This is a genomic window from Algoriphagus boseongensis (genome assembly GCF_004362805.1).
GTDB lineage: Bacteria > Bacteroidota > Bacteroidia > Cytophagales > Cyclobacteriaceae > Algoriphagus > Algoriphagus boseongensis.
Genome location: NZ_SNYF01000005.1, coordinates 1,246,790 through 1,260,529, shown reverse-complemented (window position 1 = coordinate 1,260,529; position 13,740 = coordinate 1,246,790). Strand labels below are relative to the sequence as shown.

At 40.5% G+C, this 13,740-nt stretch carries 14 protein-coding genes; 6 read left to right on the top strand and 8 right to left on the bottom strand.

Annotated elements, in window-relative coordinates:
* Positions 1 to 29 precede the first annotated feature (29 nt).
* Together DFQ04_RS05430 and DFQ04_RS05425 are read right to left on the bottom strand one after the other, a co-directional pair.
* On the bottom strand, positions 30 to 1,211 hold the full coding sequence (locus tag DFQ04_RS05430) for an aspartate aminotransferase family protein (protein ID WP_133553443.1): 1,182 nt from the start codon (positions 1,209 to 1,211) through the stop codon (positions 30 to 32).
* A 15-nt stretch (positions 1,212 to 1,226) separates the two neighbouring features.
* Positions 1,227 to 2,123: a class I SAM-dependent methyltransferase gene (locus tag DFQ04_RS05425; RefSeq protein ID WP_133553441.1), complete on the bottom strand. Its 897-nt coding sequence runs from the start codon at positions 2,121 to 2,123 to the stop codon at positions 1,227 to 1,229.
* A 238-nt stretch (positions 2,124 to 2,361) separates the two neighbouring features.
* On the opposite strand from DFQ04_RS05425, the gene DFQ04_RS05420 reads away from it, so the two are divergent.
* From DFQ04_RS05420 to ppk1, 5 genes are all read left to right on the top strand, one after another.
* Positions 2,362 to 3,183: a 1-acyl-sn-glycerol-3-phosphate acyltransferase gene (locus tag DFQ04_RS05420; protein ID WP_133553439.1), complete on the top strand. Its 822-nt coding sequence runs from the start codon at positions 2,362 to 2,364 to the stop codon at positions 3,181 to 3,183.
* Positions 3,176 to 4,135, top strand: coding sequence for a GNAT family N-acetyltransferase (locus DFQ04_RS05415; RefSeq protein ID WP_133553437.1), 960 nt, complete (start codon positions 3,176 to 3,178; stop codon positions 4,133 to 4,135). Before DFQ04_RS05420 ends, DFQ04_RS05415 begins: the two co-directional genes overlap by 8 nt.
* Positions 4,122 to 4,508 carry a CoA-binding protein gene (locus DFQ04_RS05410; protein ID WP_133553435.1) on the top strand — a complete coding sequence of 129 codons (387 nt, stop codon included), beginning with the start codon at positions 4,122 to 4,124 and terminating at the stop codon, positions 4,506 to 4,508. The genes DFQ04_RS05415 and DFQ04_RS05410 overlap by 14 nt, the downstream gene beginning before the upstream one ends.
* 139 nt (positions 4,509 to 4,647) lie before the next feature.
* On the top strand, positions 4,648 to 6,606 hold the full coding sequence (gyrB, locus tag DFQ04_RS05405) for a DNA topoisomerase (ATP-hydrolyzing) subunit B (protein WP_133553433.1): 1,959 nt from the start codon (positions 4,648 to 4,650) through the stop codon (positions 6,604 to 6,606).
* 92 nt (positions 6,607 to 6,698) lie between these two features.
* Entirely contained in the window at positions 6,699 to 8,825 is a 2,127-nt protein-coding gene (ppk1, locus tag DFQ04_RS05400; protein ID WP_133553431.1) for a polyphosphate kinase 1, read from the top strand.
* A 56-nt stretch (positions 8,826 to 8,881) separates the two neighbouring features.
* Here ppk1 and DFQ04_RS05395 read toward each other — a convergent pair whose 3' ends face one another.
* Complete coding sequence (locus tag DFQ04_RS05395) at positions 8,882 to 9,091, bottom strand: hypothetical protein (protein ID WP_133553429.1); 210 nt, start codon at positions 9,089 to 9,091, stop codon at positions 8,882 to 8,884.
* A gap of 85 nt (positions 9,092 to 9,176) precedes the next feature.
* Entirely contained in the window at positions 9,177 to 9,452 is a 276-nt protein-coding gene (locus tag DFQ04_RS05390; RefSeq protein WP_133553427.1) for a YidH family protein, read from the bottom strand.
* Between the two features lie 45 nt (positions 9,453 to 9,497).
* Here DFQ04_RS05390 and DFQ04_RS05385 point away from each other — a divergent pair, with 45 nt between their 5' ends.
* The gene (locus DFQ04_RS05385) at positions 9,498 to 10,394 is read left to right on the top strand and encodes a DUF3078 domain-containing protein (protein ID WP_133553425.1); all 897 of its coding nucleotides are present in this window, start codon (positions 9,498 to 9,500) and stop codon (positions 10,392 to 10,394) included.
* A gap of 245 nt (positions 10,395 to 10,639) precedes the next feature.
* On the opposite strand, the gene DFQ04_RS05380 is transcribed toward DFQ04_RS05385, so the two are convergent.
* The 4 genes from DFQ04_RS05380 to DFQ04_RS05365 are packed head-to-tail and all read right to left on the bottom strand — an operon-like array spanning position 10,640 to position 13,684.
* The gene (locus DFQ04_RS05380; protein ID WP_133553423.1) at positions 10,640 to 11,431 is read right to left on the bottom strand and encodes a queuosine precursor transporter; all 792 of its coding nucleotides are present in this window, start codon (positions 11,429 to 11,431) and stop codon (positions 10,640 to 10,642) included.
* Positions 11,424 to 12,356 carry a ribonuclease Z gene (locus DFQ04_RS05375; RefSeq protein ID WP_133553421.1) on the bottom strand — a complete coding sequence of 311 codons (933 nt, stop codon included), beginning with the start codon at positions 12,354 to 12,356 and terminating at the stop codon, positions 11,424 to 11,426. The genes DFQ04_RS05380 and DFQ04_RS05375 overlap by 8 nt, the downstream gene beginning before the upstream one ends.
* Positions 12,353 to 12,730, bottom strand: coding sequence for an STAS domain-containing protein (locus tag DFQ04_RS05370; RefSeq protein ID WP_133553419.1), 378 nt, complete (start codon positions 12,728 to 12,730; stop codon positions 12,353 to 12,355). Before DFQ04_RS05370 ends, DFQ04_RS05375 begins: the two co-directional genes overlap by 4 nt.
* Positions 12,731 to 12,739: 9 nt before the next feature.
* Entirely contained in the window at positions 12,740 to 13,684 is a 945-nt protein-coding gene (locus DFQ04_RS05365; protein ID WP_133553417.1) for a phosphoribosylaminoimidazolesuccinocarboxamide synthase, read from the bottom strand.
* Positions 13,685 to 13,740: the final 56 nt, after the last annotated feature.

Below are 13,740 nucleotides of genomic sequence, written 5' to 3'. Positions count from 1 at the left end.
ATAGTTAGGAAATAGCTGGATAAAAGGGTTTAAGCTTCCTCCATAGCTCTTAGAATGATTTGGCAGGCTTCCCGGATTTCTTCCTCAGAAATAACCAAAGGAGGTGCGATTCTCATGGAATCATCGCAGAACAAGAACCAATCAGTAATTACCCCCAATTCAATTGCCCGGTCTATGATCTTCTTAAGCATTTCAAAAGACTCAAACTGAACAGCCATCATGAGACCTTTATTTCTGATCTCCATGATTTTGGGATGAATCAAAAGGCTTTTGAACAGGTTTGCCTTGGCTTCTACCTGCTCGATTAATTTTTCTTCTTTAAGCGCATTAATGGTAGCCAAGGAAGCTGCCGCACTTACGGGATGTCCCCCAAAAGTGGTGATATGGCCGAGTAGGGGGTTGTTTTTAAAAACTCCCATGACCTCTTTATTTGCAATGAAGGCTCCAATTGGCATTCCTCCACCCATTCCTTTGGCACAAACCAAAATATCCGGAACTATCCCAAAGTGCTCAAAAGCCCAAAATTTGCCTGTTCGTCCGAATCCAGCCTGTATTTCATCCAGAATTAAAAGGGTGCCGGTTTCGTCACATTTTTTTCTCAGGGCTTGGAAATATTCTTTGCATGCCACCCGTATCCCAGCTTCTCCTTGGATGGTTTCAATTATTATCGCAGCGGTGTTCTCTGTAATTTGAGCTAGGTCAGAATAGCTTCCGTAGACGATATTTTTTATACCAGGTAAGAGAGGTCGATATGCTCTTTTGAAGATTTCATTTCCTCCCACACTCAAAGAACCATGACTGCTCCCATGGTAAGCATTGACGCAGGAGAGGATTTCCCTTCTATTGGTAAATCTTTTGGCAAGTTTCAAGGCTCCTTCAACAGCCTCAGAACCACTGTTGACTAGGTAAACATTATTTAGATGGGAGGGAAGAGTATCCGTCAGAGCTTTAGCCAAAAGAACCTGTGGAGACTGCACATATTCTCCATAAACCATCAAGTGCAGATACTTTTCGAGTTGGTTTTGGATGGCTTCCAAAACCTTGGGATGCCGATGCCCCACATTACTTACTCCAATCCCGGATATGAGGTCCATGTATTTTTCTCCTTTTGGTCCAAAGAGAAAAATTCCTTCCGCCTTTTCCACCTCAATCATCAGAGGAAAATCGGTGGTTTGGGCTAAATGGGAAAGGAAAAGTTGACGATTATTCATGATTTTGGTTTCGGGTCAAAAACTTGAAAATCTGAAGAAAATGCCCAATGGGAGCTTTTTACCTTGTTTTTCCTGAAGATAGAGTTCCCCATGTTCTGCATTTTTTACTTCCCCGAAATTGGATTGGATCAGATTGGCTGCGATAATGGAGGAGAAACTCAATGAATACATATTCAGGATCAGGAAATGATTTTTCGGATCGAGAATCTCCTTACAGGTTTTGAGCATTTCGTTGATTTGCTCTTCCAAAATCCACTTTTCTCCATCTGGTCCCCGTCCATAGGCTGGAGGATCTAGGATAATCCCTTGGTATATATTTCCTCTTCGAGCTTCACGTTTGATGAATTTCATGGCATCATCCACGATCCAGCGAATTCCGTCCAGTCCTGAAGATTCCATGTTGTGTTTGGTCCAGGTAACTACCTGCTTTACTGAGTCCAAATGGGAAACTTCAGCACCTGCTGCTCTAGCCGCTACGCTTGCTGCGCCGGTGTATCCAAACAAGTTTAAAATCTTGGGCTTTGAACCGGGAAAGGCTTTTACTTTCTCAAAAATGTAATCCCAATTCACGGCCTGCTCGGGAAAAAGTCCGATATGCTTGAAGGAAGTTTGGGCAAGATTTAGGGTGATTTTTAAGCCATCCTTATTTTCATAGCCAATTTGCCAATTGTGAGGCATGGATTTCAGCTGCTGCCATTGACCTTTTTCAGGGTTGTTTTTTTCCTTCGCAAAATGCGCATGCGCTAGTTTTCTCCAATCATCCTCAGAAAGGCTTTTGTCCCAGATTGCCTGAGGTTCTGGGCGACTTAGAATATATTTACCGAAGCGCTCAAGCTTTTCAAATCCTCCTGTGTCGATCAGTTCATAATCTTTCCAAGGACCTGGACAAAGTGATAAAATGGTTTCTTTCATTGGGACAAAAATAGGGAATATCAAATTGCTTCTGGTAAATGCAGGAATCAAATGACGCTAAGCTTTCAAATGGATTCAATCTCTGATACTTTAAGATAAAATCCATTTTATTGGTTTTCAGAGAAATGGGTTTTTCCAATTGCCCTGTTTCTTGCTTGGGGCTATTTTTTATTACTTTTGACTAAATCGGTTCTCAATTTTCCCGATTCCCAACCCCCAAAATCACTTATTGGAGTCAATGTCCAAAAAATTTATTGACATAGAAAAAGCCATTAGTTCAAAGAATCCAAGCCTCTTAAAGTGGATGCCTGGGTTTGTGTTGAATTACATCAAGCGGGTGACGCATGAGGAGTGGCTGAATTCCGTGTTAAAAAAGCATTTGGATAAAAAGGGGCTTGATTTTGCCGCTGCCTTAATTGAGGAATTTGAGATTCATATAGTTTTATATGGTGCAGAAAATCTTCCAAAAGAAGGAGGCTTGATTTTGGCTTCAAATCATCCCTTGGGTGGAATGGATGGAATTGCTTTAATCCATGCTGTGGGGAAATATAGACCAGATATTCGCTTTTTGGTCAACGACCTCCTGATGACTTTTGACAATTTTGAACCGATTTTTGTCCCGGTCAATAAGCATGGGAAAAACTCCAAAGAAGCCAATCAGAAAATAGAAGAGGCCTATGCCAATGGACATGCGGTCTTGATTTTTCCGGCAGGATTGGTTTCCAGAAAGCAAAATGGAGTGATTAAAGATTTGGAATGGAAGAAGAGTTTTGTCACCAAGGCCAGAAAATATCAATTGGATATACTGCCATGCCACATCGGAGGAAGGAATTCTGAGTTTTTTTACAATCTTGCTAATTGGAGGAAGAAGTTTGGCCTAAAAGCCAATTTAGAGATGTTTTGGCTGGTGGATGAAATGTACCACCAGAGGAAGAAAAAAATTGAAATTCGAATAGGAAAGCCCATTTCCTATGAGCAATTTGATCAACCTAAAAAAGATGCCCAGTGGGCGGAGAAAATAAAGGAAGAGGTTTACAAACTTGAAAAGTCGCATGCATAAGGAGGTTCCTATCATTCCCCCTATATCCCGAGAGCTACTCAAAGCAGAGTTGACTCCCGAGCGCTTTTTGCGATATACCAATAATGGGAACAATCTGGTTTACTTGGTGAATCACCACAATGCACCCAATGTAGTTCGCGAGATTGGAAGACTTCGGGAGCTGACTTTTAGAAGTGCTGGAGGTGGAACAGGTCAGGAGCTTGATTTAGATGAAAACGATACCTGCGAAAAATGTTACGATCAGCTGATTACTTGGAATGAGGAGGACGAAGAAATCGTCGCCGGATATCGGGTAATCATGTGCAAAAATGCGGTGTTAGAAGATGGAGTTTTGAACCTTTCCACGACGCATTTATTTGATTTTTCTAAAAAATTCATCGAGGAATACATCCCTTATACCTTGGAATTGGGGAGGTCATTTGTTCAACCACAATACCAACCCAGCTTAGATAATCGAAAAGGCTTATTCAGTTTGGATAATCTTTGGGATGGTCTCGGGGCAGTGGTATTGCTCAATCCGGATGTAAAATATTTGTTTGGAAAAGTGACCATGTACCCGCATTACAACCGGGAAGGAAGGGATTTATTGTTACTTTTCATGAATCATTATTTTCCTGATCATGAAGCACTTGTAGAGCCTAAGCCAAATTTACGATTGAGCTATGATACGGATGTTTTATCCCAGCCCAATCCATTTCAGGATTTAGATTACAAAGAAGGGTATAAGCTTTTGAACAGTAGAATTAGAGTCTTGGGAGAAAATATTCCTCCTTTGATCAATACCTACATGAACCTTTCACCAACTATGCGGACTTTTGGAACGGCTTTGAATGATGAGTTTGGGGAAGTGGAGGAAACAGGGATCATGATCACTCTGGCTGACATTTACGAGAGTAAGAAACATAGGCATATGGATACCTTTGAAAGAGATCGGGTCTATGGCAGCCGTTGATACCAAAAACTTCAAAACACTTCTTGTCGGGGCGACTACCAATCCTTCTCGGTATGCCTATTTGGCGGCCAAGATGTTTTCTGATCGAAAAATTGATTTTATCCCCATTGGAATTAAGAAGGGTGAGGTCTTCGGTAAAGAAATCCTTGATTTAAGAAAAAAGCCTCATTTAGAGGGTATTCATACCATTACCTTGTATATCGGTCCCGACCACCAGACTGAATGGATTGATTATTTGATTGGTTTGAATCCCAATCGAATTATTTTTAATCCCGGAGCCGAAAATCCTGATTTTTTTAAGAGAGCTCAAGCTGCTGGGATTGAGGTACTTCCTGCCTGCAATTTGGTTATGCTGAGCACAGGTCAGTATTAATCTGAAAAACCCTTAAAAACCCTCAATTCAGCTTGGAATAAAGCTGTGTTAACTCACTTTTTTTACCTATCTTGCAGCTTGTAAAATTTAAGATAAAATCACCTTTTTAGCCCGCATTTGAGGCTTTTTTCCAAAAAATATGAGTGAAGAAAAACCGAAGAATCCAGCTGAATATGGAGCTGGGAATATCCAGGTATTAGAAGGCCTGGAGGCCGTTAGAAAGCGTCCAGCAATGTATATCGGAGATGTGGGGATCAAAGGACTGCATCACCTAATTTGGGAAGTAGTGGATAACTCAGTGGATGAGGCCTTGGCCGGACATTGTGATACTATCCATGTTTCCGTTCATGAAGACAATTCCATTACAGTCGAAGACAACGGTCGGGGTATTCCTACCGACATGCACCCGAAGGAGAAAAAATCAGCTTTGGAGGTTGTGCTTACTGTACTTCACGCTGGAGGAAAGTTTGATAAAGATACCTACAAGGTTTCCGGTGGTCTTCACGGAGTAGGGGTTTCCTGTGTGAATGCCCTTTCTACCGATTTGAAGGCAACTGTCCATAGAAATGGAGTAATTTTCGAGCAGGAATTCAAGATTGGGGTTCCTCAATATCCTGCTAGACAAGTTGGAACAACTGATAAGCGTGGTACAATTATTCACTTTAAGCCAGACGCTTCAATTTTCACTGTTACTGAATTCAGGTATGAGACCATAGCCAATAGACTTCGGGAAATGGCTTATTTGAACGCTGGAATTAGAATTTACCTAAAAGACTACCGAGAGCTGGAGGAAGATGGAAGTCCGAAATCCGACGAGTTTTTCTCTGAAGGTGGTTTAGTGGAGTTCGTTCAGTATTTGGATGAAACTCGGGATAAAATTATCGAAGAGCCAATCTATATCGAGTCACTTGACCAGGACGTTCCTGTTCAGGTAGCGATGAATTACAATAGTTCTTATTCTGAAAATGTGGTTTCCTATGTGAATACCATCAATACCTACGAGGGTGGAACGCACGTGACGGGTTTCAGAAGAGCTTTGACTCGAACCCTGAAAAACTATGCGGATAAGTCAGGGATGCTCGATAAGCTAAAAATCGAGGTTTCTGGTGATGACTTCCGTGAAGGGCTTACTGCTGTAATTTCTGTAAAAGTTGCAGAACCACAGTTTGAGGGCCAGACCAAGACTAAATTGGGTAATTCCGATGTGGTTGGATTTGTGGATTCAGCAGTTTCTGAAGTTTTGCAGATTTGGTTAGAGGAGCATCCGAGAGAGGCCAAAATTATTGTTGGAAAAGTAATTCTCGCTGCCCAAGCACGACATGCTGCTAGAAAGGCGAGAGAAATGGTTCAGCGGAAAAACGTTCTTGGTGGAGGAGGTCTTCCTGGAAAGCTTGCCGATTGTGCTAACTCTGACCCAACAGTTTGTGAATTGTACCTTGTGGAAGGGGACTCAGCAGGTGGATCTGCCAAGCAAGGAAGAGATCGTGATTTCCAGGCTATTCTTCCTCTGAAAGGTAAAATTCTAAACGTAGAGAAAGCTCATGAGCACAAAATCTACGACAATGAGGAAATCAAGAATATCCTTACTGCCCTTGGAGTTAAGTTTGGAACAGCACATGATGATAAAGAGCTTGACCTTTCCGGTTTGAGATATCACAAAATCATCATCATGACGGATGCTGATATTGACGGTTCGCATATCCGAACCTTGATCCTTACTCTTTTCTTCCGTTACATGAGAGCCTTGATCGAAAGAGGCTACGTCTATATTGCTTTGCCACCGCTTTATCTTCTTAAGAGAGGAAAAGATGAGCGCTATTGCTGGACAGAAGAGGAGCGAAAGCGCCTGACTGCCGAAATGGCCAAAGATGGTAAAGAAGATAGCGTGGGAGTTCAGCGGTATAAGGGTCTTGGAGAAATGAACCCAGAGCAGCTTTGGACTACTACCATGGATCCAAATGTCCGTACTATCAAGCAAGTGACTATTGATTCAGCTGCAGAAGCGGATCACTTATTCAGCATGTTGATGGGGGATGAGGTGGCTCCTAGACGAGAGTTTATCGAGCGAAATGCGAAATACGCCAAAATAGATACCTAATCAAAAAGGGGCTTCTTGCCCCTTTTTTTAAATAATTTATCGGTTCTGGTCATCCTAGAGCCTATTTGCTTTTGATTTGAATAACAAGTGATATGAAACTTGCAGTCGGAGATAAATACGAGGCAATCATTCAAAAAAGTGATCTGGTTAGCCGGGATTTAAGTTGGGTAAAATTCAATGATCGGGTTTTGGATCAATCCAAAAAAGCCCATCGAACCATTTTTGAGAAGCTTAAATTTCTAGCCATTACCGCTTCCAACTTGGATGAATTTTTCATGATCCGAGTGGGCTCGCTTTACAATTATCTGGACTACGATAAGGAGCGGGTGGATTATTCAGGCTTGAGAGAGGATCCTTTTAAGGAAAAGTTGATGAAGGATTGTCAGCGATTTCATTTGGATCAGCATGAGCATTTTACCAAAGTTATTCTTCCTGAACTTCATCAAGAGGGGATTTCTGTAGTCAATGTCTCCAAGCTTATCGCCGAGGAGCAGGATAAGGTCAAGGATTATTTCATGAAGGCCATTTACCCCATGCTTACTCCTATGGTTTATGACGGGTATAGAACCTTCCCGATTTTGATGAATAAACTCTTGGTATTTGGCGTGGTAACTACCAGTCCAGGAGAAAAAAAGGATATGCGCAAAATGAGTTTTGTGCAGATTCCGGCTAATATTCCCAGATTTTTTGAGATCGAAAGAGAAAACTCTTTGACCTTAATCCCGATCGAAGAGGTGATTCGAGAAAATTTGATTTCTCTTTTCCGAAATGTGGAAATTGAATCAGTCAGTCTTTTCCGAATCACCAGAAATGGAGACTTCACTTTGGAAGAAAGTGAGGATATGGATGCCAATTTCCTGGAAGAGGTGAAAAGGAAATTAATGGAGAGAAAGACCGGTCGTGTAGTTCGAATTGAGATTGAAGAAGGCTATTCCAAATGGATGCTCAATTCTCTTTTAGAGCGATGGAATTTGCGACCTGACTCTGTTTTTATGGTGAAAAGAATCAGTATGATCGATTTCACTGGTCTTTGGCAAATTGTTGGAAATAAGCGATTTAGGGATCGGTTGCCACAGGTTCCTGACCCTGTAAAACCCCTTTCCTATCAAGAAGAGGGTAGAGCGGATATTTTCGACATTCTCAAGGAGAAAGATATTTTACTTCATCATCCTTACAATAACATTGATTCCATCTTGGACTTGATAGAAAAGGCTGCTGAAGATCCGGATGTGATGGCGATCAAAATGACCATTTACAGATTGGCGAAAGAGAGCAGGATTACCAGAGCGCTCCTTCGTGCAGCTGAAAATGGAAAACACGTATCGGTTCTTTTTGAGGTGAAGGCGAGATTTGATGAGGAGAACAATATCAGGGAAGCCAAAAAGCTTCAAAAGGCTGGTTGCTTTGTGATTTATGGGATTTCAAACCTGAAAACCCATACCAAACTTCTTCTGATTGTTAAAAAAGATGCTTCTGAAATTACCCGATATGTTCATTTAGGCTCAGGTAATTACAATGAGGATACGGCAAGGCTTTATACTGATATTGGGCTTTTGACGACCAATGAAACCTTAGCGAATGATGTGTCGGAATTTTTCAACGTAATCACAGGACATTCCCTGCCAAGTGATTACCGAAATCTGATTACTGCTCCAAGAGATATGAGGAGACAGTTAATTGAATTCATAGAACAGGAAGCAGACAACGCCAGAAATGGTCTTCCAAGTGGAATTTTCATCAAGGTAAACTCATTGGAGGATTCAGAAATTATCTATGCTTTGTATAGGGCTTCCCAATCCGGAGTAACCATCAAATTGATCGTAAGGGGGATTTGTTGTTTGAGACCTGGTAGACCTGGGTTGAGTGAGAATATTGAGGTGATCTCAATTGTTGGTGACTTCTTGGAGCACAGCAGAATTTATCATTTCCATAATAATGGAAATACCAGAACCTATTCAGGAAGTGCGGACATGATGGTGAGAAGTTTTGATAAAAGACTGGAATCACTGTTCAAGGTTGAGTCACCACTTCTTGAAAGGCAATTGATGAATATCCTTTCTTATAATCTCAGAGATAATGTCAATGCCTATGTGATGCAAGAAGATGGAACTTACCTTACCAAACATCCTTCAGAGCAGGAAGGGGAATTCAATGTTCACAAGGAGTTTTTCAGAGTTCAGGCCGACGAAGTAATGCAAGTTCGATTGGTTGGAAATTAATCCAAATGATCTTTAAAATACAAAACTCCCAAAGGCATCAGTCTTTGGGAGTTTTTTTATTTCTTTTTTCCGAATAAGACCAAAAATACACCAGCTACAGCTACGACTCCTCCCGCATAGGAAGGCCATGCGATGTTATTTTGCTTATCAGCCGAAATTTGAATTGGACCGGCATCAATGACTTTTTCTTTGGTGGTGAAGCTAATTCCAGAAGAAAAGAACATGGCAATACCAATGACGATTAAAATTACTCCTAGGATTCTCATAGTCTAATATTTTAAAAAATAGAAGCATCTATCGGGCCAATCTTAAAAGAGCTTCAAATTTGAAGCTAAATTACAACTGCCCAATTTACATTTTCAAGTAATTTCCTTTTCTAAGCTTTCTTTTTACGCGGATAAAGTTGAAGATTCCCAGAATTAAAAAAGCTACACTCAGTCCAAAAGCGAGGTAACCAAATCCTCTGATATGCGCTAAATTTTTCACCTCAAAAAGCGCTGTTCCCGAAACCAAAAAATAGAGCGATGTTCGAATATAGGAGAGTAAAGTACGCTCATTTGCCAGCGTAGTCCTTTGCCTTGCCAGATAGTCCCGGACAATAAGTTCATCTTCAGGGTTTTTTTCCATATTTCTTTACTTATTTTTGATTAGATCTTGATAAAACTAATGCTTATGAAAAAGTTATTTACAATTTTTCTTTTTATAGTAACAATTGGAATTGCATCTGCCCAGGATGGGACGGAGGAAGTGAAGAAGGATACAACTTATTGGCTGAAGGAAATTGCCGGTGGATTGAATATAAATCAAGCCTCATTCAGTGGAAACTGGACAGGAGGGGGAGTTAATTCCATGGCTTTCAGTGCCTATTTGGCTGGAAGAGCAAATTATGCAAAGGATAAGTGGTCTTGGGATAATACTTTGGATTTGATTTACGGAGTTGTCAAAAACCAAGGTGAGGATGGTAGAAAGTCGAATGACAGGATTTATTTGGATTCAAAGTTGGGTCATAAGATATCCCCAAAATGGAATATTTATTTTGGTGTCAATTTCCTTTCTCAGTTTGCTCCCGGTTATGATTTTGACACCGAACCCAAGTCATTGATTTCTAAATGGGCAAATCCAGCTTACCTAACCACAGGTATAGGGTTCGAATACAAACCGAACGATGAGTTTCTTTTGCGTCTTTCTCCGTTTGCTCCAAGGTTTACTTTTGTTACCGATACAGAATTGTATAAAACAGTACCAGAAAATTATGGTGTAGAAATCGGTAAGACAGTAAGACAAGAATGGTTGGCATTTAACCTGCTTGCTGAATGGAAAAAAGAGGTTTCTGATAGGTTTGGAATTTTGATGAGATATCAGATGTATGCAAATCTTGAAACACTCGCGTTCAATTCTATTGACCATAGATTAGATGTGGGATTTGTTGCCAAAATCACTGAAGCGATCAATGTTTCCTTGACAACACTAACCATATATGATTTGGATCAAGATGAAAAAGTCCAATTTAGCCAAGGTTTGGCGATTGGTTTAGCCTTCAAAAGGGGGAATTTTCCAGAGAAAAAATAATAATTAACAATTTTTTATTTGGGATTTTGATTTAATCATAATTGTATTATTTTTGAATTCATTGTGGTAGTTAAATAATAGTTGGTTTAGTTTTCAAATAAAGGGCAGGGGATTTTCTCCTGCTTTTTTATTTTACAGAAGATAGAAATATAATTATTTCAAGATTTTTTGAACCAAAAATTAGAAAATGACTTTCTTATAGTTCAATCATGAATAGAGATTTTTTCCTTACATGGAAGGCTCAATTATTTAAAAGATTCGTCTTCAGAGGCTTCTTTCATCATTTGTTCAGCTAGCTCCCTACCAAGGTATCGGTCAATCATTCCATGGCCTAAATAAAGAAGAGGCGTTAAAAGAATGGCTACTGAAAACTTGTAAACATAATTGATAAGCCCAACCGCGATGATTTGGCTTAATGACCAATTGCCAAATACATAGAAAGCGATCCCCAAAACCACAAAAGAATCGATAAACTGGGAAACCAAGGTCGATCCGGTAGCCCGAAGCCAAATCATCTTTGCACCTGTGATGGCTCTAAGTTTTTGGAACACAAAAACGTCAATCAATTGACCAAGCAAAAATGCAGTTAGAGAACCGAGTATTATCCCCAACCCCTGTCTGAAGATGGAATTGAAAGCATAATTGATATCAAAGGTGTTTCCTGTTGGAGTTTGAGCATTCACCTCAATCCAAAAGTCAGCAGGAACAAGAACTGTCACAATGCTGATTATGATAAATATATAAGCTATTAGTCCGGCTGTCAGGAAACTGATTTTCCGAACTCCCTTTTTGCCAAAATACTCGTTGATGATGTCAGTTGTGATAAATACAATCGGCCAAATAACTGCGCCTGCAGTCAGGTTGAAATCCAGGATATATTCATCAAAAAAACTCCAGTTAACCGGATCAAAGCCTAAGGTCTTTTCTGCCGAAAAGATTTTTACCCCAATTATCTCCGCCAGAATCGCATTGGTCAGGAAAATACTGCCCAGAATTAAAAAAAGGTTGGTCCGGCGGGAATAGTTTTGATTATTCATTTGGTGGCAAGATGGGATAGGTGATTCCTTCTACACTTAATTCAGAATTTGAAAATACGGTTTTTGCCTCACTTAGCATGGCGTCTAGGTCTTTGTATCTGGAAGAAAAATGACCCAAAAGAAGTTGTTTCGACTTTGTCAAGCTCGCTATTTTCCCTGCCTGTTTTGCAGTGCTGTGATAAGTATCTGCAGCCCGCTGAAGATCTTCCTCCAAAAATGTACTCTCGTGATAAAGCAAGGTTACTCCTGAGATATAATTGGTCAGGGCAGGTTCAAATCTTGTATCAGAACAAAAAGCATAACTTCTCAAAGGGGGAAGTGGATGGCAATAGTCTTTGACCTGATAAGTAATTCCATCTGAATCTGTGAAATCCCTTCCCAGTCTTAGATTATGAATTGCCTCCAAAGGGATTTTTTTCTCTTGAAGTTTTTCTTTGATCAGACTTCGCAATCCTTCTTTTTCCTTAATCAGGAATCCTGTAGTTGGAAGCCTGTGAACTAAGGGAAAGCTAAAAACCTCAAATCTGGGATGATCCAAAAGAAGATTCAATCCATTTGGGTTTGTTTCCACAAAATGCAAGGGGTAGTTGAGATGCATATTACTCCAGCGGAAGTGTGTGGTAAGAATCTCATCCAATCCCTTTGGTCCAAAGAGGGTAATAGGACTTTCTCTTTTTGCCAAATTGTAGCTGGAGAGCAATCCTACCAATCCCAGGTAATGATCTCCGTGAAGGTGGGAAATAAAAATATTGGAAATTTTGGAGGCTTTTATTTTGAATTTCCTCAATTGGATCTGAGTTCCTTCTCCACAGTCTACCAATAAAAACTCCTGCCCAAATCGTACGACTTGGGCAGTGTGATTTCTTCCATGTACAGGAATGGAAGAGGTATTTCCTAAAATGGTGACTTCAAAATCAGGGATCAATCTTCCTCCTCGTCTTCGCCTCCGTCGATTTCATGCATGAAGATCGCTTCACCAGCTTCCTCAAGCGTGTTGACCAAGTTTAATTTTTTGTCAAGCATAGAGATTTTCAAAAGCTTCATCACATGCTCCTGGATTCCAGAAATGACGAAGATTCCACCATTTCTTCCAAACTCTCGGTCACCGACCAAAAGTGCACTCAATCCACTTGAATCCACATATTTTACTTGGCTTAGGTCCAAAACTACATTGCCAAATCCTTCGGCATGGATGGTCAAAAGTTCAGATTTTAGTACAGGAGCTAGGAGAGAATCCAATTTCTCTTCCATTGGGGTGAATACGACGTATTGCTCTTTTTTATCTATGGTATATTTCATACAAGTTGGTTATTTATTGGCCAAATAGGCCTGAATTGCTTTTTCTATTCTTGATTCGATTTGGGTAATTTCGGCTTTGATGAATTTTTCGCCGGTTATTTTTTCAAACAGCTCAATATAGCGATCGGAAATACTTTCTACAATTTCATCAGTCATTTCAGGTACGCTTTGTCCTTCTTTTCCCTGAAATCCATTTGCAATCAACCATTGTCTGACAAATTCCTTTGAAAGCTGCTTCTGAGGAAGCCCTTGCTTTTGGTTTTCCTCATAACCATCGGCATAGAAATATCTGGAAGAATCCGGCGTATGGATTTCGTCAATCAGGAGAATCTGATCTCCAAACTTTCCGAATTCATACTTAGTGTCCACCAGAATCAATCCCATTTCATTAGCCATTTCCTGACCTCTTTGAAACAGGGCTCTTGTGTACTTTTCCAAAACCAAATAGTCGGCCTCACTTACAATTCCCTTTGCCAGAATATCTTCTCTTGATATATCCTCATCATGACCTTCGGATGCTTTGGTTGTAGGAGTGATGATAGGCTCAGGAAAAGCATCATTTTCCTTCATGCCTTCAGGCATTGGAACACCGCAGATCATTCTTTTTCCAGCCTTATATTCTCTGGCCGCATGACCTGAAAGATATCCGCGGATTACCATTTCCACCTTGAATGGTTCGCATCGCTTACCAATCGTAACATTGGGATCTGGAATGGCGGTCACCCAGTTTGGAACGATGTCAGAAGTTGCTTTTAAAAACCCAGCAGCGATCTGGTTCAAAACCTGGCCCTTGAAAGGGATAGGTCTTGGCAATACCACGTCAAAGGCAGAAATTCGATCAGATGCTACTACGACCAGCTCCTGGTCAAAAATATAGACGTCTCTTACTTTTCCTTTGTAAAAACCCACCTGTCCTGGAAATTTGAAATGGGTTTCTTTGATCGCATTGCTCATTTGAAAATCGTTTGGACAAAAATAGAAAAAGCCTCTTCCAATGCCTTAGCTTTTGG